This window comes from Sphingobacteriales bacterium (assembly GCA_016700115.1).
Lineage (GTDB): Bacteria > Bacteroidota > Bacteroidia > Chitinophagales > UBA2359 > UBA2359.
The window spans coordinates 1,288,759-1,308,393 of sequence record CP064999.1 but is presented as its reverse complement, the minus strand read 5'-3'; the positions used below and the strand labels follow the sequence as shown (position 1 = coordinate 1,308,393).

19 protein-coding genes are annotated in these 19,635 nt (G+C 39.8%); 7 read left to right on the top strand and 12 right to left on the bottom strand.

Features of this window, described 5'->3' with window-relative positions:
• Positions 1–28 precede the first annotated feature (28 nt).
• Positions 29–2,557 carry a hypothetical protein gene (locus tag IPM47_04510; protein QQS30217.1) on the bottom strand — a complete coding sequence of 843 codons (2,529 nt, stop codon included), beginning with the start codon at positions 2,555–2,557 and terminating at the stop codon, positions 29–31.
• A 554-nt stretch (positions 2,558–3,111) separates the two neighbouring features.
• Here IPM47_04510 and IPM47_04505 point away from each other — a divergent pair.
• Entirely contained in the window at positions 3,112–3,573 is a 462-nt protein-coding gene (locus IPM47_04505) for an Hsp20/alpha crystallin family protein (GenBank protein QQS30216.1), read from the top strand.
• Between the two features lie 273 nt (positions 3,574–3,846).
• Here IPM47_04505 and IPM47_04500 read toward each other — a convergent pair whose 3' ends face one another.
• Positions 3,847–4,326 (bottom strand): hypothetical protein, encoded by a 480-nt coding sequence (locus IPM47_04500; GenBank protein ID QQS30215.1) that lies wholly within the window; start codon positions 4,324–4,326, stop codon positions 3,847–3,849.
• Between the two features lie 149 nt (positions 4,327–4,475).
• Positions 4,476–6,023, bottom strand: a complete 1,548-nt coding sequence (locus IPM47_04495; GenBank protein QQS30214.1) for a YifB family Mg chelatase-like AAA ATPase — start codon at positions 6,021–6,023, stop codon at positions 4,476–4,478.
• A 543-nt stretch (positions 6,024–6,566) separates the two neighbouring features.
• Here IPM47_04495 and IPM47_04490 point away from each other — a divergent pair.
• Positions 6,567–6,758: a hypothetical protein gene (locus IPM47_04490; GenBank protein QQS30213.1), complete on the top strand. Its 192-nt coding sequence runs from the start codon at positions 6,567–6,569 to the stop codon at positions 6,756–6,758.
• Positions 6,759–7,161: 403 nt separating this feature from the next.
• Here IPM47_04490 and IPM47_04485 read toward each other — a convergent pair whose 3' ends face one another.
• From IPM47_04485 to IPM47_04445, 9 genes are all read right to left on the bottom strand, one after another.
• On the bottom strand, positions 7,162–7,398 hold the full coding sequence (locus IPM47_04485) for a hypothetical protein (protein ID QQS30212.1): 237 nt from the start codon (positions 7,396–7,398) through the stop codon (positions 7,162–7,164).
• Between the two features lie 172 nt (positions 7,399–7,570).
• Positions 7,571–8,506, bottom strand: coding sequence for a ribosome small subunit-dependent GTPase A (gene rsgA / locus IPM47_04480; GenBank protein ID QQS31382.1), 936 nt, complete (start codon positions 8,504–8,506; stop codon positions 7,571–7,573).
• A gap of 164 nt (positions 8,507–8,670) precedes the next feature.
• The gene (locus IPM47_04475; GenBank protein QQS31381.1) at positions 8,671–8,865 is read right to left on the bottom strand and encodes a YHS domain-containing protein; all 195 of its coding nucleotides are present in this window, start codon (positions 8,863–8,865) and stop codon (positions 8,671–8,673) included.
• A gap of 375 nt (positions 8,866–9,240) precedes the next feature.
• Positions 9,241–9,639 carry a hypothetical protein gene (locus IPM47_04470; protein ID QQS30211.1) on the bottom strand — a complete coding sequence of 133 codons (399 nt, stop codon included), beginning with the start codon at positions 9,637–9,639 and terminating at the stop codon, positions 9,241–9,243.
• A gap of 333 nt (positions 9,640–9,972) precedes the next feature.
• Positions 9,973–10,878, bottom strand: coding sequence for a class I SAM-dependent methyltransferase (locus IPM47_04465; protein QQS30210.1), 906 nt, complete (start codon positions 10,876–10,878; stop codon positions 9,973–9,975).
• Between the two features lie 214 nt (positions 10,879–11,092).
• A complete protein-coding gene (locus IPM47_04460) occupies positions 11,093–11,392 on the bottom strand; it encodes a DUF1905 domain-containing protein (GenBank protein QQS30209.1) in 300 nt (99 codons plus the stop codon).
• 58 nt (positions 11,393–11,450) lie between these two features.
• Positions 11,451–11,897, bottom strand: a complete 447-nt coding sequence (arr, locus tag IPM47_04455) for an NAD(+)--rifampin ADP-ribosyltransferase (protein QQS30208.1) — start codon at positions 11,895–11,897, stop codon at positions 11,451–11,453.
• Between the two features lie 1,105 nt (positions 11,898–13,002).
• Positions 13,003–13,431 (bottom strand): IS110 family transposase, encoded by a 429-nt coding sequence (locus IPM47_04450; protein QQS30207.1) that lies wholly within the window; start codon positions 13,429–13,431, stop codon positions 13,003–13,005.
• Positions 13,432–13,683: 252 nt separating this feature from the next.
• Entirely contained in the window at positions 13,684–14,103 is a 420-nt protein-coding gene (locus IPM47_04445; GenBank protein QQS30206.1) for a transposase, read from the bottom strand.
• Between the two features lie 669 nt (positions 14,104–14,772).
• Here IPM47_04445 and IPM47_04440 point away from each other — a divergent pair.
• The 5 genes from IPM47_04440 to IPM47_04420 all read left to right on the top strand — a co-directional run bounded on the left by IPM47_04440 (position 14,773) and on the right by IPM47_04420 (position 19,475).
• Positions 14,773–15,534, top strand: a complete 762-nt coding sequence (locus IPM47_04440; protein ID QQS30205.1) for a hypothetical protein — start codon at positions 14,773–14,775, stop codon at positions 15,532–15,534.
• Positions 15,534–15,884: a type II toxin-antitoxin system PemK/MazF family toxin gene (locus IPM47_04435; GenBank protein ID QQS30204.1), complete on the top strand. Its 351-nt coding sequence runs from the start codon at positions 15,534–15,536 to the stop codon at positions 15,882–15,884. Before IPM47_04440 ends, IPM47_04435 begins: the two co-directional genes overlap by 1 nt.
• A gap of 382 nt (positions 15,885–16,266) precedes the next feature.
• Positions 16,267–17,052, top strand: coding sequence for a DUF4625 domain-containing protein (locus IPM47_04430; protein ID QQS30203.1), 786 nt, complete (start codon positions 16,267–16,269; stop codon positions 17,050–17,052).
• A gap of 194 nt (positions 17,053–17,246) precedes the next feature.
• A complete protein-coding gene (locus IPM47_04425) occupies positions 17,247–17,798 on the top strand; it encodes a hypothetical protein (GenBank protein QQS30202.1) in 552 nt (183 codons plus the stop codon).
• 114 nt (positions 17,799–17,912) lie between these two features.
• A complete protein-coding gene (locus tag IPM47_04420) occupies positions 17,913–19,475 on the top strand; it encodes a methylmalonyl-CoA mutase (GenBank protein ID QQS30201.1) in 1,563 nt (520 codons plus the stop codon).
• Positions 19,476–19,635: the final 160 nt, after the last annotated feature.

Here is a 19,635-nt window from a genome sequence, read left to right as displayed (position 1 = left end):
CCTGACACACAACAGCAGTTTCCCGGACTTAAAACTCTCCAATTCCCGGACATGTGCGGGAGATGTACCGGTAAAAAGCGGTATTCTGATACTTGTCGCTCAGCAATTTAAGATGGGTTTTGTCTTTAAAATCTCCTTCGTGAAGGGTTGATAGCGGTTCTTGTTTGGACAAGGCCGACAAGTAAGCGGATTGTGCCGCCAATTCCTGATTTTTGGTCATCTTCATCACCTTTTCGTAATAACTGATGGCAACCTCTCTGGTTCCGTATTCGGCGATAAACTGTTTTTCGGCTTCATAAATTTTTTCGGCAATTCCCGGAATATTGACCGGATAATATCCGGGCGTATAGTCGAAATAATAATTAAGAGTAGATACTAAAGAACCCTCCCAAATAGCACCGTTATATCCCCAAAATGGGGTGTTGAAAAAACCACCTGCTATTTCATAGTAATACAAATCGGCAGACTGAGGCGCTTCAACAGCTTTTCTTTCCAATTGAACGATTCTGTCTGCAAATTCCATTTTATTGCACGAAAAGATGGTGTCTGCTTCGTTTTGCAACTCACTTTCTTCCATTTCGTGGTTTTCATTTGACCAATCGTAGATACGGTTTAAGATAGAGCTGCTGTCCGTTTTTAAATCGCAGAAAAAGTGGTTATAGTTTTCATAATAATAATCGTCCTCGTCCGGTTTTTTCTCCCAATATGTTTTTGGGATTTCTTTATAAATTTTCAGTGCTTCTTCAAAATGCAATTTTCGCATTAACTTAGTAGCTTTCACATCCTTTAAAAAAGGAACTGAAAATCGGCTGTTGTTAAGCAAAAAGGATTCAAACGGAGTTTTTTGTGGTTGATTTACCAAACTCAAAAGAGAATCCAAACCGGCATCGGTCGAATAAAAATCGAGTACGGCATTGGCTGTGGATGTTTCTTTGGCTTTATCAAAACAAAGAACGGCAAGGGCAGTATTTCCGTTTTGCAAATAAGTCGTGGCAAGTTTGGTGAGTACTCTCGAAAAAATACCGTAATTATCGTATTCGTATTCAGGTTGCGGCAACCCCTGAAGTGCATAGACAAACAGACTTTCCAGTTCCGGATCAAGGGTACCGGATTCTTCCAAACGGGCAAGCGCATAAACCAGGTTTGCCTGCTGCTGAATTTTTTTATTTGCACCGGTTACTTTGTCTAACAACTGATAACATTGCCGGTAGTTTTTTTGGAGATAAGACATATAGGCGGCAACGGTATGCCATAAATCAGAATTGGGAACTTGATGTTTTTTTAAAAAAGTCAGTGCAAATTCTTTCAATTCTTCGGAATAACCGGAAGCTGCCGAATCGTCTTCTGAATTTGTTTTTTCGGAAATCCCGAACATCGCTCTGATGGATTGCCAAATTTTTTTAAAAAAGGATTTTACCTTTTGCCAAAAAGAAACCGAAGTTTCGGATTCGGAAAAATCTGTTTCAAAAAGCTCTTCTCCAAACGGCATGGGTTCTGTCAATTTTGGAGTGAGCCAATATCTTTCAATCAAATTAACCTGTCTGATTAATTCTATTTCTGCCAAAACAGAATTTGGAGCAATAGCGCAAATTTCTTTTAACGGGTCTAAATCAAAAGTGGTGTTTTGTAAAGCACGCAGCAGCCATAAATTGGCTTTTTCGTCCGGGGTTTTTCCCAAATCCAGCATTTGCTGCCAAATATCTTCATTTCCGTAGGTAAAATTGCGGATAGCTAACTCGCGACTCTGTGGAAAAAGCTCAAAAACTTTCGAAAATTGATACATCGCATCGGCAGCATATCCCGTATGTAGCAAAGCTCCTGCTTTCAGGGCTAATGCCCATCCGGCAATCAGGCTGTTTGAAACCGAATTATCTTGTTTGGAAGTCTGTAAAGGGGTAATCTGCCGGTCATAATGCTCAATACAATCCGTGTATTTGCCGCTATAATGCAGAAGCCGGACTATCTGAAAGGCATAACGCAGCTTTAAAAAAGAAGAATAGGTCGAATCGTATGCTTTTAACCCTTTTTTAACGAGATTTTCCATTTGAGCGGCATCTCTTTCGGGTTCGCTCCAATATCCAAGACCGGATTGTACCTGCGGTTCGCAGCGTTTGGCAAATATCAGATACTGAAGTGTTTCGAGGTCTTTGCGTTGATAGAGCAACGACAGAAACTTGTTTTTTGTGATTTCGCGGTTTGGGGGTAAATTTTTCACAAATACCGGCAACACCTCATTTTCAAGGGTTTCCGCTTTGGTATTGTAAATAACTTCCGTTAAAGCGGCAATGTCCGCTTCTCCGTTAAAATAACGCTGCCATTCCAACAAATTAACCTTGTACCGGATTTCTGACGGGGCATAATACTCGTCAGGCATATAATAAGAAGCGTCTAAATAACAAGCTCTATAGGTAGAATCTGTAAATAGATCAGGATTGAAAAAAGTGATGCTCGTTCTGTTTGGTTCCGGTGTATATGCGCAGGGATAAATTTGTTGGGTTGAGTAGGTTATGAAAAAAGTTAAAAGAAATATAAGGTATGTTAAGTGCCTAAAATTCATAATTTGTGGGAGTTTAATAACGAAGGAAACCCTTCTGTCAAAGAACAGACTGTCATTCTACTGCACAGACTTTGCTAAAGTCTATCCGTATTGCTCCAAATAATGCGTTCTTATGTTCTTTTCAAACTCTCGCTTTGTTCAAAGAACTTACAGTTTACCAAAGCGTTCAAATCAACCACAAAAGTAAGCAAAAAAGGCAGTCTTTAATATTTTTCATCCGTAAGGCAATTTTTTTTTTAAACTTTTTAAACTAACCCGAAACTTTTTGGTCTGAGCATCATTGTTACCCTAAAAAACCATAGCCTTCCTTCCGTATTTAGCCATGTTTTAAACAACAAACAAACCAAATAATAGCCCGACTTTTCAAGTCGGGCTTTTTTTTATTGCCAAATATTACAAAAAACCAGACATTTTGTCGGCAGCCAATCCCGAATATTGTAAAAATGTCAGCCAATCAGGTCAATCTTGACTGAAAAAATGGGGAAAAAGGCAGTGGCATTGATTTTGAAAGGAATAGAGTAACACCGTTATTTAACCATTAAAATTAAATCACCATGACAGTAGTAAAATGGAACCCTTTTGGAAAATCATCAATCCCTACTTTGTTCGACAAATTGACGGATGATTTTTTTAACTTAGACAATTTGTTTGATTCCCGTATGACTTCCTTGTCCGGCAACACAGGAAGTGTAAATGTCGCAGAAACTGCCAATGCTTTTGAAATTGAAGTAGCCGTACCGGGTACCGATAAAAGTAACTTTAAAGTAAAGGTAGAAGGAAATCAACTGACCATCATTGCCGAAAAGAAAACGGAATCTAAAACTGAAGATCCAGAAAGAAAATATTTGCGCAGGGAATTTGGTTACAGTTCTTTTCAGCGAACTTTTACCTTGCCCGAAAATATTGATGTCAACAATATCGCAGCAACCCACAACAATGGAATTTTAGTGGTAACCCTTCCAAAAGTTAAAGCAGAGCAAGTTAATTCCAATGTTAAATCAATTGATATTTCATAATTTCCCTTTTTTATTGTATCTTTCAAACAGCCGGTAAGCCTTTTAAATAAGCAATATCCGGTGTTTTTAAACGGAATTTAATTGATTGAAAATTAAAAATGCGCTTGTAAAAAAACAAGCGCATTTTTTTTGCTACCAACCTTCTATTTTAAAAGTATGTTCAAAAAACCGGTTTAGACTAAACTTGTGAGCTGAAATTTAATTTCTTTTTCTTTAAGTAAAAGCAAAAAACTGCCGGTTAATATTTCTTTTTAAAATCCTTTTTAAAAACTCTTAATTGACCGTAACAGAGACCGATCTGACAGCAACAGGAGTACTGTCACCATCACTACAGGGACGTGATTCTATACGGGCAATAATAAAATAATTTCCATCCGAAACACCAAAAGGAATTTCTATTTGATCATAGGATACTGTAGTTTGATTTCCACTGACCGACAAACCGTTGGAGGCAACAAAAGCAGTGAGCTCCGTATCGCCGCTGCTAAAGGTATTGTCTGACGAGAGGTAAAAACTGGTCAGACTTTTGATGGTAAAATCGTCCAGATTCAACCCCTCTGTAATGGCTACGGTGCCTGTTAAAGTAGCTCCTGCAGCAAATGTTTTTGGGGTAACATTAAAACTGTTCATCGTCAGCGTACAACTATCATCCGGAGTGGTTGTTTCTTCGCAGCCGTTAAAAGTAAGGAGGAAGGCAAAAAACAGTGCAACAGAACCGATTTTGAAGAATGTGTGGAAAGGATTGCTTTTCATTGATAGTAAATTAAAATTTTTTTAAGAATAAGGGCTAAGACCCATCGAAACGAAACAGGTTTAGCTGAGGGCACAAACTTAGCGCAAAAGAAAAGATATTAGGTAGGTCTGCCGGATAATTGTCGGGATTTTGCGCGGCAAACGCGGAATTATCCCGCCCAGTTTTCGCGGTCTAAGCTTCTGAACTGAATGGCTTCGGCGAGATGCTCAATTTTTATATCTTCGCTGCCGGCGAGGTCGGCAATGGTTCTGGCTACTTTTAAAATCCGGTCATAAGCTCTGGCTGAAAGATTGAGCCGTTCCATGGCTGTTTTGAGCAGTTTTTGACCCGGACTGCCAATTGCGCAAACTTCTCTGACCATGCGCGAGCTCATCTGCGCATTGCAAAAAATATCGGTTTCGCCCTCAAACCTTTTTTTCTGAATTTCCCGCGCAGCAATCACCCGCTCCCTGATTAACTCGCTGGATTCGTCGGTTGTCATACTGCTCAACTCATCAAAAGGCACCGGGGTAACTTCTACATGCAGGTCTATGCGGTCCAAAAGAGGACCTGAAATTTTATTGAGATATTTTTGAACCAATCCGGGCGCACAAACACATTCTTTTTCGGGATGGTTAAAATATCCGCAGGGGCAGGGATTCATGGAAGCTACCAACATAAAACTTGCCGGATATTCTACGGTAAATTTTGCCCGCGAAACGGTAACCCTCCGCTCTTCCATGGGTTGACGCATTACCTCTAAAACAGACCTTTTAAATTCGGGCAATTCATCTAAAAACAACACGCCGTTATGGGCTAAAGAAATCTGTCCGGGTTGAGGAATGGTTCCTCCTCCAACCAACGCCACATCGCTGATAGAGTGGTGGGGAGACTGAAAAGGGCGAACATTAATCAGGGAGGCATTGCTTTTCAGTTTTCCGGCAACTGAATGTATTTTGGTGGTTTCGAGTGCTTCGCGCAGGGTAAGCGGAGGAAGTATTCCGGGCAGGCGCTTTGCCAACATGGTTTTACCGGCTCCCGGAGGTCCGATTAAAATAACATTATGACCGCCCGAAGCTGCTATTTCGAGGGCGCGTTTAATATTCTTTTGCCCCTTGACATCCGAAAAATCCAACTGCGAATGGGTTTGGTTGCTGTAAAACTCTTCCCGGGTGTTGATTACCGTAGGGGTCAATTCTCTTTGCCCTCTTAAAAACTCCACCACTTCTGTAATATTGGCTACTCCGTAAACGTTCAGATTTTTTACAATGGCTGCTTCGCGTGCATTTTCTTTTGGCAAAATAAAGCCTTTAAATTGCTGGTTCATCGCTTCGATGGCAATGGGCAACACCCCTTTGATAGGGCGCAGACTACCATCGAGCGACAATTCGCCCATTATGATATAGTCTTCTATGTTTTTGGTTTCTAAAAGTGCCCCGCTTGCCGACAAAATGCCAATGGCCAAAGTCAGGTCATAGGCAGACCCTTCTTTGCGAATATCTGCCGGTGCCATGTTGATGACCACTTTTTGGCGGGGCATCGGGTAATCGTTGTTTTTAAGGGCTGCTTCAATTCGAAACTGCCCTTCTTTGACGGCTGCGTCCGGTAAGCCTACCAAAAAATAGCTGATTTGCCCCCCTCCAACGTTTACCTCTACCTCTATGATTGTGGCATCAACTCCAAGTACCGCACCGCCATGCGCTTTGGCTAAACCCATAACTGTTTAATTATTGGCAAGCACCTGTCCGGTTTTTGACGGACTTAGTTTTGATGCCTTGTTTCCTTAAATGTTTTGGCAAATTTACAAATTGCCTTCAAAACAACAAATAGCTATTCTAAGGACTTATAATTTGTTAAAGATCGCCTGAAGGAGATACCTAAATTTCTGAAAAACATGGCAAGTTTCCCTTCAACATCAACCTTTATGTAGCGGGTAAATTCGCGGTCATTAAAAAAAATAAGGGGTTACTTCTGTTGCAAAATCAAACTGCCTTACTCAATCCATTTTAAAGCACAAACCACTCAATTATGGCAGTTTTTTTTAACAAACAAAATAGATGAATTTAAGCATTTTCGGAATACTTAACCGCTTTGCTTTGAGTGGTACTTTAGCTTAAATCAGGGGGCAATTAAAAAACAACCCTTTCATCCAAAATTGCCTACCCTTGCTTCAAAAATAAGGAGGTGTAGTCGTAAAACTGCGACCGTAGTCTTGTTTTTTGCCACCTAAATCACTTTTTGTCAAAAACATTCCCTGAAATTGGGTAAAATTATTTCAATTTCAAACAATAAAAAAGCGGTTTTAAACTATAAAATGATGATTTTAAAGGTGAAAATCTCAATTGTAATCCCTAAAATTATAATTTTAACTTTGAAAATTATAGTTGAAAAGGACGGAAATTCAATTTTAAAGAAAAAAATTGCAATTGAAAAAATTAAAACTGCAATTTAAATCAAAAAGAAAACAAGAAATGCCCCAATTCTTACTTCAATAATGTTTTCTAAATCAATTAAATTGTTTGCAATTACAATAAATATGTTTCCAATTGCAATAAAATTCACACTTTATTTCACTATTTTAAGATATAAACGAGTTTCCGGCAGTTTTAATAATTCTTTTTTTGAGCAAATTCTTGCACAATAGTTGGTTAAATCGAAAGGGGAATGTAAAAAAGTGTTAGGGGCGGTGGGGAAGCTAAAAAAACTCCGGACGTTCTAAAATTGAGGAGTGCTTCAAGAAACCGGATTACAAAACGAGCTAATTAAATACCGGATATGTTCACATCAGCGATGTTTTAGTGCGGTTAACCCATGAAAAAACAGGGTTTATTCGCAAAAAGGCACCCATCTTAAAATTACCAATGAAGTTTGTAGTTGTGCCCGCAGTTTTGGCAGGTTTCATCATTGCCAACATATTCCTGACAATTGCACCACTTAACCGAACAAGCACCCCAACCGTTTTGAGGCGTGTTTATGTGCAGTTCAATTCCATTCAGGTTGATTGCTTTTTTTGCATTCAGTTTCTTCCTTCCGGCATTCAGGGCTTTTGCTGAAGGCTGTGTTTTTTGAGGGGTAACTTTAGTTTTCAACATGGTTGTTTCTTTTGCGTTAAATGTAAAAATCAGTCATACAAATATACTGCAAATCTTAATCTTAATGTTTGAAAAAAGCTAAATTTTACCTTGAATTTTTCCGGCAGAGTTTGGCGATAATCATTGCGATATTTGGCAGATAAAAAATATGAAGAACCTGGCTGCTTTTGGGTCAATCGCGTTCCCAATAGTTTATAGATTCTATGTCGGCTAAAATACGCAGATAGCTGTTGTAGCGGGTTTCGGAAATTTCACCATTGTCGAAAGCTTGTTTTACAGCACAGTTTCGCTCGTTGCGGTGAAGACAGTTGGCAAATTTACAGTCGGTCATTAACTCGCGCATTTCGCGGTAATAATGCCCTACTTCATTGGGTTCGAGATGAACCACGCCAAATTCTTTGATTCCGGGCGTATCAATGATGAACCCGCCAAAGGGCAGTTTGTGCATGGTTGCAAATGTGGTGGTGTGCATTCCTTTGCCGGAAAAGGAAGAAATTTCTTGAGTACTCAAATCTAAATGAGGAGCAATCGCATTGATTAATGTGGATTTGCCAACTCCTGAATGTCCGGCAATCAGACTTTTTTTGTCCTTCATCAACAAGGTTACTTCATCTATTCCATATCCGGTAACAGCAGAGACGGTATGACAAGGATAACCCAAAGGAACATAAGTTTCCATGGCTTCAGCGCATAAGTCCAAATCTTTGTCAGTATAGGTGTCGAATTTGTTGAACAGCAATACCGTTGGAATCTCGTACATTTCGGCGGTTATTAAAAACCGGTCAATAAACCCGAACGAGGTGCGCGGTTCGGAAAAAGTAACCATCAGCAACGCCTGATCAATATTGGCGGCGATGATGTGTTTTTGCCATTTTTTTCGCGGCGATTGCCGGATAATATAGTTGTTGCGCGGCAGTATTTCGGTGATGATTCCAGTTTTCAATCCTTCTTCATGCTCAACGTCCACAATATCCCCAACCGCAACCGGATTGGTGCTGCCTATATCGTCCTGCCTGAATTTTCCCTTAATCCTGCACTCCAATTCTTCCCGGTCGGCGAGCAGCACTTTGTACCAACTTCCTGTTGATTGTAAAACTATTCCCTGCATAAATCGTTTTTGCGTGATGTGAAAGTTATCCAAAATTGATAAAATTTTGATAACAATGCCTCTTTTAAGTTTTTCATGCCTTTAAAAGTTCCAACGGGCATAAAAAAAAGCGCAGACTACCTGCTTTGGCAGTCTGCGCTTTGACAAAATTCAAATAAAAATTTTTAGTTGATGACATATTTTTCGGGATGCGCCTTGAACTCCTCTTTACATTCTTTTGCGCAAAAAGGGTAAACTTTTCCGTTGACCATTGCGGTATCGGCAATTGTTTTTAACGACATGCCACAAACAACATCTTTGGCTACTGCCAGCAATTCTTTGGGAACATCTATGCCTTTGTCGTTTTCACCTCCGCCCATATTTCCGGAAGTTCCCTGACCGTTACCACTACACGAAACAAAAAACCATCCTGCTATGCTTACGATTAACAATACTTTTTTCATGGTTGTGATTTTTACAATAAAAATAATGTTCCTGCAAAGGTATGGATTTTTTCCTACAAACGGTGACGAGGTGAGATGGAAGCTGCTTCATTGTTATATTGTCATAAAACTTCGACTGAAAAATTCCGTGAAACATTCTTGTTTCATTCGTTTGTAACAAAAGTAGGAGTAGGGTCACTGTGCCAAATTCTATATTTATATAGAATGGGAAATCATGCGTTCAACCTGAAATCAATTATAAAGTAAGTTTAAGTTTTTCGACAGTTTTATAGGAGATCGGAGCTTTGCTGTTTAAGCCCTGAAAAATGGAAACAGCGTTTTCCACCCCTTTTTATATTTTACCAATCCTCTTAAATAAAAAGAGGTAACATCTGCCATAAACTTTTGGTCGTTGTTGATAAGGGATTGGTAAATCAACTCCCGGGTTGCCCATTTTGTGAGAAACTCGTTGAGCGGCACCTTTATTGGCTCGTTTTCTGACACTTTCAAATTCAGCTTTTGTAGGGCAGCTACCTGTTCCATCATTTTTTCGGATGCCGGTAAAGGTTCTGTTTTGTTTAGCGATAGCTGCCAGTCAATATCTTTAATTTTATCAAAATGTCGCCCTATTTTATCAATCACTCTTGCGTTGGAATTGCTGAAACAATTGCCCTGAAAATTTAAAAAACCGAAAATAGTTAGTGTCATCATCAAAAAACAGGGTTTGGACATCAGCCGGAACTTGTCCGTAAATAAACCGCCTGAAACAAAACCGACACATAATATCATGGAGATAGTCATGACTCAAATCTCTTTTTTGCCGGGCGGGTAGCAATTAACTTCACAGGCAGCCGGGTTAAATATTGACAAATATAGTCAAACAATTGAAACTTTAGTGTTGAACTAACTTATTGCGATAAAAACAGTATAACTTCGGTTTGTTTTAGGCACTTAAAAAACCACTCTCAATATCACTCCTAAGACAGGAAAAAATCAAAAAAATTATGCACGTAATCAATCCGGTTTTGGTGAAAAAAACGGCAATTACCGTTTTCTGATATAAACGGTCAGTTGCATTCCTTTGTCGGTAGCTGCCATATAGCTTCTTAATATGCCGTGAAAAATTTTTGGGAAAAAAAAGATAGTCGCCACATCGTAGCGGTGTTTTTCAATGGTGAAGTTCTGTTTTTCAGCAAGTTGATGGAAGGATTTAAGGCTGAATTCGTGTAAATGAAAAGGGGGGTGCATCGGACTGAGGTTGGTTACATAATTGGTTCCGATAAGCCTGAAATAAAGGTTGATAAACTTGGGCAACAGCCAGTCTGAAGAAGGGACTTCAATATGGATGATTCCATTAGGTTTTAACCAGCCAAACGCTTTGTTTAAACAGGCCGAAGGTTCGTATAGATGTTCAAACACCGCACCGAATGTGATGAAATCAAAAAACTCGGGTTCGTAGTCTAATTCTTCGATAGCACCCGATTTTAACTTTTCGGGAGGAATGCCCATTTTAGAAATTGCCCGTTCAAAAAAAGGAACAGAAGGCTCTAACCCATACACATCAAACCCCTTGTTTTGCATGGAAAGCATCGCTTTACCCAATCCTGCGCCAACATCGAGCGCTTTCATGCCGGGTTTAAAATCTAAAAGTGCGGATGCTTCGTCTATCTGGGTTTTGAAGTATTCGGGTTGCCATTCAAAATATTTTTCTTTCCAGTATGCTTCCGGAGGTTTGCCATAATGATCCTGAAGGTCAAAAGGAATAGGTTGGGGATTGGAATAAATTAGCCTGCAGTTAGTACATTTTTGAATACTTACGGTGATTCCGGTTTTGTTTTTAGGATGTAAACCCTGTGATTTATTCAGACGCTGACCTAAAATTCTGTGCTTTTCAGTCTTATCACCGCACATTTCACATACCAAAATGTCTTTAAAAAAGTATCTTTTCATGGTTGATGTTAAAGTCTTAATTGGAAGTTGAGCGTTCCTTTTAAGGAGGGGTATTCGTAAAGGAGCAAATTTGGGCAATATTTTTCTACAATCTGACCATCCCTTCGTGAATTTTTTGATTCAAATTCATAGGTACCCTTCACCTGATTTTTTGATTATCCGTCCGGTTCATCGTTAATCCCCAATCAATAAAAAAAGGAAACCCCGTAATCATTTATACCTTCACAATGATGTTCAGCATATTTCCGGCTTCAATATGTTCTCTTTTTCTGATTTCCGCTTTTAAAGGAAGCAAGTACGTATTCTTTTTGGTGTCGAACCAAATGGAGGTCTTCCATGCTGTATTTCCGGTTTTTGCCGTTGCCTTTAACCGTCCCCATCCTTCTTCCTGCCATTTCAGGTTGTTCCTGATTTCTGCGGAAATACTTTCCGGAAAAGACACAAAAAACCATCCACCAATGCCAAGGTATTGCCAAACTTCGGCCGAAAACGCAAATTCAATTTTACTTTCCATCCACTAAATTTTGGAAACAGACCAACTCATTCACAAGGCAATATTAACTCCAAATCTTTCAATCTTCAATGGCTTCAATGCCTTGTTCCTTGAGCTTGGTTAAATGCTCTTTCATTGCCCTCACTTGTTCGGGGGGATGTCGTTGCCAAATGGCAACCTCTCCAACCACCTTAAACGGATGTTTTGAACGGTAGGACATTGTGGGGTTGCCCTTGAATTTTTTGTCGGTTAAATTTGGGTCGTCCTCAACAGGCCCTGTAGGCTCAACCAGATAAATTCTTTCCTTCCCTTCGCCCAAAGCAAGTTCCGCCCCCCAGATTGCGGCATCTAAGGTTGCAGTCAGATAAACATATCCGGCCTTTTTATTTTGACCGTAATTTGAGCTAAGTCCGGGTTCAATAAAATCACCAATCTTTAAATCTGACTTTGTACCGTGAAAAAAGGTTTGCGCAAAAGGGCTTTGGGCAGGCGTTTCAGGTAAAAACTCGTGTTGATTTTTTTTCATAGTTGTTGGTAGTTGGACTTTGGACAGAAAATGCGAATAGGTTTAAAAAGCAGAATGTCGTGGTTTATTTGAGTTTGAAAAGCATAAACACAGAGCAGTTCTGCCTAAATCTTTTGGTGTTGGGGAAAAACCGATGACCAATTTGGTGATGTCCTTAAACTCCTCTGTTCGTAAGCACTATCCTGATGAACTGAGCGAGAGTCCATTTTTTCACTATCACTATAGTAGCTTTACAAAGGTATCAAATTATTGAGAGGTGATTGATGGTGAACTATTGGAAATTTTAAAGAGTATGTTTACCTCTGCCTGCCATCTTTCAAATGGGGTGTTCTATTATGCTATTATGCATGATTTCACGAAGTCATCAAAACCACATTTGCCTTGCTTGCCCAATCGGGGATATCTTCTTAAAGACAACGCTGTGGGCAACTGGCTCTGCTTTACGGGAGGGTATCATTTGTCGGCATTGTAACTTGGAGTTGGAGGGCAGAGCAATTGATGTCCGTCGCTTTTTTTATCGCGCATGGTGTTGGATGAGGGCAAACTAAGCATTGATGTTAGGCAGATTAAGAAGGTCATCCAAGATAAGCCTCGGGTATTTGCTTCGACCCCCGCCCATTTAGATAAATGGATCAAGATAGTACAACGCTCCACCTGGCTGATCTTTTCATCCACCGACCGAGGCGAAGTTTAAAGAATGGAGTAAATAACTGCCTCAAAACAAAAACGGATCATACAAAACCCTCCATCTATCTAAAGCTATCTATTGCACAAACCCAAAGGAGCATCAATACCCTTTTTTCTACTTTTGACACCACTCCTTTTATTTCCCAAAAGCCTAAATAAGATACTATGTTAGTTTCAAAGGGAATTGATAAATTTTTTTAGGATTTTTTAAAAAAGTTTTAATTTTGCTGTTGGAAGTTGTGACTATTCGTTTAGGACATAGCTATCCTGTGTAGCAAGAGTTAATTCTCTTGCTACTTTTGTTTTGTATGAACACTTACAATATATACGCTAAATCTGTTTACCCGTTGGTAATTTTAGATAGCGTTATTATTATGCAAACGTATTTGCATTTTTAGAACTTGCACTGTTTTCTTTTTTACAGGCAATGTGCAAGCTTATTCGATTTGGCAGTAGTAGCTTCTACCCGTTTTTGATGGTAATGACTATCAAAATCTTTTTTGTTTTTTTCCATGGAACACATTAAACAGAGCAGTTTCCTGCTTGCAGCCGTGATGCCTTTCATTTTTATGCCACTCTTGTCAGTTATTCGGTCAAACAAGTCTTTGATCGGCATATTATACCTTACTGCTGATAGTGCCGGCATATAGAGTCTTGCTCTCAAAAAACTATTTCCGTGCTTTGAGATGCGTTGTTTGCCTTTAAAAGTGCCGGACTCTCTTTGTACTATATCAAGTCCTGTGTACTTGGTAACTTGCTTGGCATTGTTAAAATTCTTAAACAAATTAGTTTCAGCCAGCACAATCGTAGCCGTGATGCGCCCAATACCCTGGAATGCTGACGGCACGCTTAACTGCCTCTAACAATGGCTTGTGTTTACTAACCAATAGTGCCATTTCTTTTTCTACCGCCTCTATCTGTTTTTGTAGGAGATTGACAGACTCTTGATTTCGTCCAAGCGTTGATTTAGAGGGCATGGAAGACCTTAGCATGGCATGTGTACGATTTTTCACGACTGTTTTATCCGCTATTAACCGACCATGTTCTCTGCAAAGTTGTTTGAGTTCGTACACCTCTGCTGATGGCGGCTCCCAACGGGCTAAGGTCTTCTCAAGCCCATTTTAACAAGTAAGCGGGCATCTATACCATCGGTTTTTGACAATACATTTTCCGATTTTTTGTATGCCATCGCTCTACTGGGCAATACAACAGTTACAAAAGCTCCTGACTTGTCCAAATAATAAGCCAGATCCTCATGGTAAATGCCCGTAGCTTCCATCACAAAAACACGGTTAGTACAGTCTGGGTGGGTGAATTTAGTAACATACGCTAACAAGGCTTCATGACCCTGATCATCATTGGCAAAGGTCTTTTCCTCTCCAATATGTACCGTTTCCTCTATAGGCAGTTTGTATCCAATACGAACCGAATGGCTCTTAGAAGATACATCTATGCCAATAACTTCTTTTTGTGGCACTATTCTTTTAGCACCCAAGTTCTCAGTTCCTTTTTTCTTCATCTTATGCAAGATTTAAAGTGAAAAAAAATGGGTTAAACTACCTAATACCTCACTCCAACCATCCTCGCATTTCTATCCGAGATTATGCTTTTTCATCCTTTAGATGATCGATATCTCAAAATACTATTCGGTCTTCTGAACAGGTATAAAAAGAAAGAGGGGGGAATTCTTATTTGCGATATATCTTTGTGTTTGATTATCAAGGTAATAATGCCTCTCCTCTTTCCGAGCTTAACCCACACATAATAGCACTTCTATCTTAAAAAGCACTACTTTGCATCTATCGGGCAAACATACGAGGTAATGGCAGAATTGAAGGAAGCCAAAATGTCAAAAAAATAATGGCGGAAAGTGCTCAGAATAGCAGAATTAATAGCAAAAAATATGGCTGCAGGTTAAAATATGCTCGCCAATAGTAATACATAATAATCAAATCCTTAACGACAGATAACTGTTTCAGGAGATGTCTGTCTAAAGTCTAATTATTATAAATGCGCAACATTTTTTGAACAAGGATCGTTCTTCTTGTAAAGAACTCATAACTTTGTAGCAAGCCCTCGACTACAAACTAAGTGAAGCAAAATCCTGCCCCTTGAGATATATAGATATTTTTAGGCTAAATGTTATGCCAGATAGAATCAACGACAAATATCCTTAACCAATTGACAAGTGATAGCGGCTGCCAAAAATTATGATATAATCTGTTATCAGTTGAGGAACAACCTTTATCCTCAACTGGAAAGTTCCTTAAAAGAGGAATTGAACAGGCTTTCAAACGATATAAAAACGCTTATTACTTCAGGTAAAAAAGTGCAGGGACGATTTGTTCCTATGTTAAGTCAAGTTTTCAATCTAAGGATAAAAGCAATTAAATGGTTAGCCACCGGTACAAACTTTAATTATTTGGAAATATTGAAAGATATTGTCCCTCAAATTGAAGATTTGAAGACCAATAAAAAAATGGAAGTTCTGACCGAGAATTTATTGTTCGCTTTGCGTTGCAATCAACGAGTTGCTGAAGCAGTTATTAGAACTAACGAAACCACTAACGACACACTAACACAACTCCCGGAAATAACTTATGAGCAATTTATTGCTTCGCTGTCCATTGCAATTCCTGACGATGAAACTGTGCAAAAATTTGTCCATTTAACAAACACTTCATTACACATAGAGTTTGTCATGCTTGCGGCAGACATTATTGGTGATGACAACCTGAAGGTTTCGGATAAGACAATAAACGAGTTAGCATTTTTGGTTGCTGATGCTGCACAAGAATATATTGCCATAGCAACAGAGTTGGGAATTTTAAAGTCCCGTTCCTCAATACCATCTTTTTCAACAGAATCTTTTGACAATAGCTTTATCAAAGAACAAAAACAGTTAGCTGATTTGGGCTTGGACGATTTCGCTTCCAATTTTTTAGACTGATGAAGCAGAATTTTTTTAAAGGCGAAATTGTAAATGTAAACCTTGGGGAACCACCCAAAGAAATTAAAGGACACGAACAAGGTTGGGAAAGACCTTGTATAATCATAAAATCATTCAACAATCTTGGCTTGGCAGTAGTTGTTCCGATGACAACTAAAAAACCAAAATATAGTTTATACACGATTGTGAAATTCGACAAAGGAACTGCGGGACTTACTGCCGACAGTTATGCTTTATGTCATCAAATCAGAGCAATTTCCTTTGACAGAATTCTAAGCAAACGAGCAAAGCTGGATAACAAAAACATGTTGAAAATACTTTCTGTTCTTTTGGACACTTTGGAGCTTTGATTTTACCTAATTCCCCTTTCATCACCGTCATCATCTTCAACAGCTCGCTCATTTTGCCGTAGTTTGTGTCCCCCAAACCAACCACCAATTGACAAATATCCATTATCGTTATAAAACGTGCAACTATTTTGCACAAGGAACTTTCTTTTGGTCTTTGGACAGAATATATAAATATATATTAAAAAGTAGAATGTAGCAAAATATTAGGAGGTGAGTGATGGCGAGTTATTGGATATTTTCAAGAGAATGTTTCCTACTGCCTTTCATCTTTCAAATAGGGTGTTCTGAAATTAGCCTCAAAAATTTTTTTTGCAACAAAGTTGCACTTTTAAATGCAGGCATTTATTTTTGCAACATTATTGCAAATAAATCTTGTTTCATCATGAAAAAAATGTTTTCTTTTTTGGTTTTATTGGGCATATTAAGCATCGTAGCAGTTTCCTGTACCAAAGATCAGGATACGGAAGCGCCTGAAATTTCCGGTTCTAAGATTAACGGGTTGGATGAAAATATAGAAATAGGTGCAGGAACCGAAATGGTAATTACTGCAACTTTTACCGACAATGAAGGGCTTCAGCAGTTCAAGATAGACATACATGATGCCTTTGACGGACATGCTCACGGTAAAACTGAAGACTACACCATGTTTTCATATCAACAGGTCTATTCTATATCCGGAACGATGGCTCAGGAAACACAAAGCATTGCTGTACCTGAAAATGCGACGGCAGGACCCTATCATTGTGTGCTTACGGCTATTGATGCAAAAGGCAATGAAAGCGATTTTGTAGAATTGGATCTTATTCTGACCAATACGGGTCAGGCGATGATTGAAGTTGTTTCTCCCGATTTCAGTCAGGAGATGGAAGCGGTAAAAGGGGAGGTATTAACATTAACCGGCACAATAACAGACAATGACGATTTGGTCAGTGTCAAAATCGAGTTGGGAGAAGAAGAAGAGCATGGCCATGGAAAAACGACAGAATCGGAACCGATTTACGAAATGACCTTCGAACTTCCCGGAAATAACGATACCACCTGGGATATGAACAATGCACAAATCTTGATTCCTTCAAATGCGGCTTCCGGTCATTATATTTTAACGATGTCTGCGATTGACTCGGACGGCAATATGAGTTTTAAAAAGGGAGAAGTCCATATTGACTAATTTTATGCAAGAAAAATCCGGATAATAAATTCGCGACTTTTGTTCCTTTAAAGCCTTTCGGTTATAGTAAAGCCGGTTAGATGAATAAAAACATACGGTAAGGAATGCCCTTATAAAATACGGAAATTTTACCTATTTTTGAGGGCATTTTTTGATTCTGTCAATTTGCCTTATCCAACAAACCCCGAAACGGAATGATTGAATTTATTTTAGAACTGTTAAAGTTTTCGATACCTGCGGTTATCGTACTCATAACATCCTGGTTGCTTCTGTCAAATATGCTGGACAATACCTTGAAAGTTAAGCAGTTGGATGTTGCTGCACAGCGGATGCAACTCAATACCAAAAGGGCTCAGGAAATGTTGCCACTGCGGTTTCAGGCGTATGAGCGGATTGCTTTGTTTTTAGAACGGATGCACCCTCAAGCCCTGATTATGCGGACAAGAGAAGACAATATGGCTGCTCCCGAAATGCAAATGGCACTCATAACTACCATTCGTGCCGAATTTGAACACAACCTGACCCAACAGATTTATGTGTCTTCCGAACTTTGGACAATGGTCAGGGCATCAGTTGAAGAACTGATCAGCATCATCAATCAGATTGCTTCCAAATTACCCACCGAAGCATCGGGCAACGACCTCAGCCTTGCATTTCTTCGCTATTTTCTTTCCGAAGGACAGCTGCCTTCCCAAAAAGCGCTTGACCAACTCAATGATGAGGTCAAATTGTTGTTTAACGTATAAAAATATAGATGGAGGACTTTTGAATTGTTGGTTGCCCGCAGCAATCAAATTTGGGCTTACTCACTCCACACTCTCTATGAACGATTAACTATTATCCCACATCCTTGAAACGATATGGAACGAAAACAAAAGTTTGAGACAGATTCCGGCATCCCTATCCAACGGGTTTATCAGTCGTTGCCCGAAGGATTTACAACCGAAAATCCGGGCGAGTTTCCTTTTACCCGCGGCGTTCACGAGGGTATGTACCGGAGCAGGCTCTGGACAATGCGGCAATATGCCGGTTTTTCGACAGCCGAGGAATCCAACCGGCGATATCGCTATCTTTTATCACAGGGAACCACCGGATTGTCGGTTGCTTTTGACCTGCCGACGCAAATAGGGTATGATTCAGACCACCCCTTTGCAGAAGGTGAAGTTGGAAAAGTTGGGGTAGCTATCGATTCTATCAGAGATATAGAAGCCTTGTTTGACGGAATCAAGTTGCAGGACATTTCAACCTCTATGACCATCAATGCCACTGCGTATATTTTGCTGGCGCTTTATATTACCCTTGCCAAAAAACAAGGGGCTGATTTGACTCAACTTAACGGAACCATTCAAAACGACATCCTGAAAGAATATGCGGCAAGAGGCACCTATATTTACCCGCCCCGGCAGAGTATGCGCATCATTACCGATATTTTTGCCTATTGCAGCAAAGAGTTGCCAAAATGGAACACCATTTCCATTTCGGGCTACCATATTCGCGAAGCAGGATCAACCGCAGCTCAGGAATTAGCCTTTACCCTTGCCAACGGAAAAGCCTATCTGAAAGCGGCCCTGGATGTAGGGTTGAATATTGATGTGTTTTCAAAACGGTTGTCGTTCTTTTTTAATGCACATAACAATTTTTTTGAGGAAATCGCCAAATTCAGAGCAGCCCGGAGAATGTGGGCACAGATTACCAAACAACTCGGTGCAACTTCACCACAGGCACAAATGATGCGGTTTCATACTCAAACGGGGGGATCTACCTTAACAGCCCAACAACCTTTGGTTAATATCAGCCGCGTAACTTTACAGGCGTTGGCCTCGGTTTTGGGCGGCACGCAGTCGTTACATACCAACGGATATGACGAGGCCTTGTCATTGCCCACCGAAGAAGCTGCCCGGATAGCACTTAGAACACAACAAGTCATCGCCTATGAAAGCGGGGTTACCGATACGGTTGACCCAATGGCCGGTTCTTTTTTTATCGAACACCTGACCAATCAGATAGAAGCGGCCGCATGGAAATACATCGAAAAAATTGATGTCATGGGCGGCTCGGTGGTGGCCATCGAACAGGGCTATATGCAGGAGGAAATTGCAAAAGCGGCTTATCAATATCAAAAAGACATAGAAAGCCACGAAAAAATTATCGTAGGGGTCAATCAGTTTACAATGGAAGAACCACACCAAAATCAACTGTTTAAGGTGGATGATTCCATACGAACCATTCAGACCGAACGTTTAAGGGAGCTTAAATCAAACAGAAACGCAGATGAAGTGAAGCTGGCTTTAGACGAAGTTGTGCGGTGTGGAAAGGAAAATATCAACCTGATGCCGGCAGTAATTGCTGCTGTTGAATGTCATGCCACCCTTGGTGAAATCGCCGATTCGTTGCGCACTGTTTTTGGAGAATATAAAGGGTAATGCGGTTTCAGGCAAAACCTGAACTCGATTTTGCATAAACGATTTAACAATTTAGGTCAGTTAAGGGCAAGGTTTCTGTCCCTTTTTGAGGGTTAAACATTAATTTTCAAACGATATACCCTTGTATTGCCTGAACGGTTTTATTAATCACCAAAATATA

Bases quoted from the DNA above. Each gene is read 5' to 3' on its own strand.
- IPM47_04510 (QQS30217.1), bottom strand. From the start codon at position 2,557: ATGAATTTTAGGCACTTAACATACCTTATATTTCTTTTAACTTTTTTC.
- IPM47_04505 (QQS30216.1), top strand. From the start codon at position 3,112: ATGACAGTAGTAAAATGGAACCCTTTTGGAAAATCATCAATCCCTACT.
- IPM47_04500 (QQS30215.1), bottom strand. From the start codon at position 4,326: ATGAAAAGCAATCCTTTCCACACATTCTTCAAAATCGGTTCTGTTGCA.
- IPM47_04495 (QQS30214.1), bottom strand. From the start codon at position 6,023: ATGGGTTTAGCCAAAGCGCATGGCGGTGCGGTACTTGGAGTTGATGCC.
- IPM47_04485 (QQS30212.1), bottom strand. From the start codon at position 7,398: ATGTTGAAAACTAAAGTTACCCCTCAAAAAACACAGCCTTCAGCAAAA.
- rsgA (QQS31382.1), bottom strand. From the start codon at position 8,506: ATGCAGGGAATAGTTTTACAATCAACAGGAAGTTGGTACAAAGTGCTG.
- IPM47_04475 (QQS31381.1), bottom strand. From the start codon at position 8,865: ATGGGCGGAGGTGAAAACGACAAAGGCATAGATGTTCCCAAAGAATTG.
- IPM47_04470 (QQS30211.1), bottom strand. From the start codon at position 9,639: ATGATGACACTAACTATTTTCGGTTTTTTAAATTTTCAGGGCAATTGT.
- IPM47_04465 (QQS30210.1), bottom strand. From the start codon at position 10,878: ATGAAAAGATACTTTTTTAAAGACATTTTGGTATGTGAAATGTGCGGT.
- IPM47_04460 (QQS30209.1), bottom strand. From the start codon at position 11,392: ATGGAAAGTAAAATTGAATTTGCGTTTTCGGCCGAAGTTTGGCAATAC.
- arr (QQS30208.1), bottom strand. From the start codon at position 11,897: ATGAAAAAAAATCAACACGAGTTTTTACCTGAAACGCCTGCCCAAAGC.
- IPM47_04445 (QQS30206.1), bottom strand. From the start codon at position 14,103: ATGAAGAAAAAAGGAACTGAGAACTTGGGTGCTAAAAGAATAGTGCCA.
- IPM47_04435 (QQS30204.1), top strand. From the start codon at position 15,534: ATGAAGCAGAATTTTTTTAAAGGCGAAATTGTAAATGTAAACCTTGGG.
- IPM47_04430 (QQS30203.1), top strand. From the start codon at position 16,267: ATGAAAAAAATGTTTTCTTTTTTGGTTTTATTGGGCATATTAAGCATC.
- IPM47_04425 (QQS30202.1), top strand. From the start codon at position 17,247: ATGATTGAATTTATTTTAGAACTGTTAAAGTTTTCGATACCTGCGGTT.
- IPM47_04420 (QQS30201.1), top strand. From the start codon at position 17,913: ATGGAACGAAAACAAAAGTTTGAGACAGATTCCGGCATCCCTATCCAA.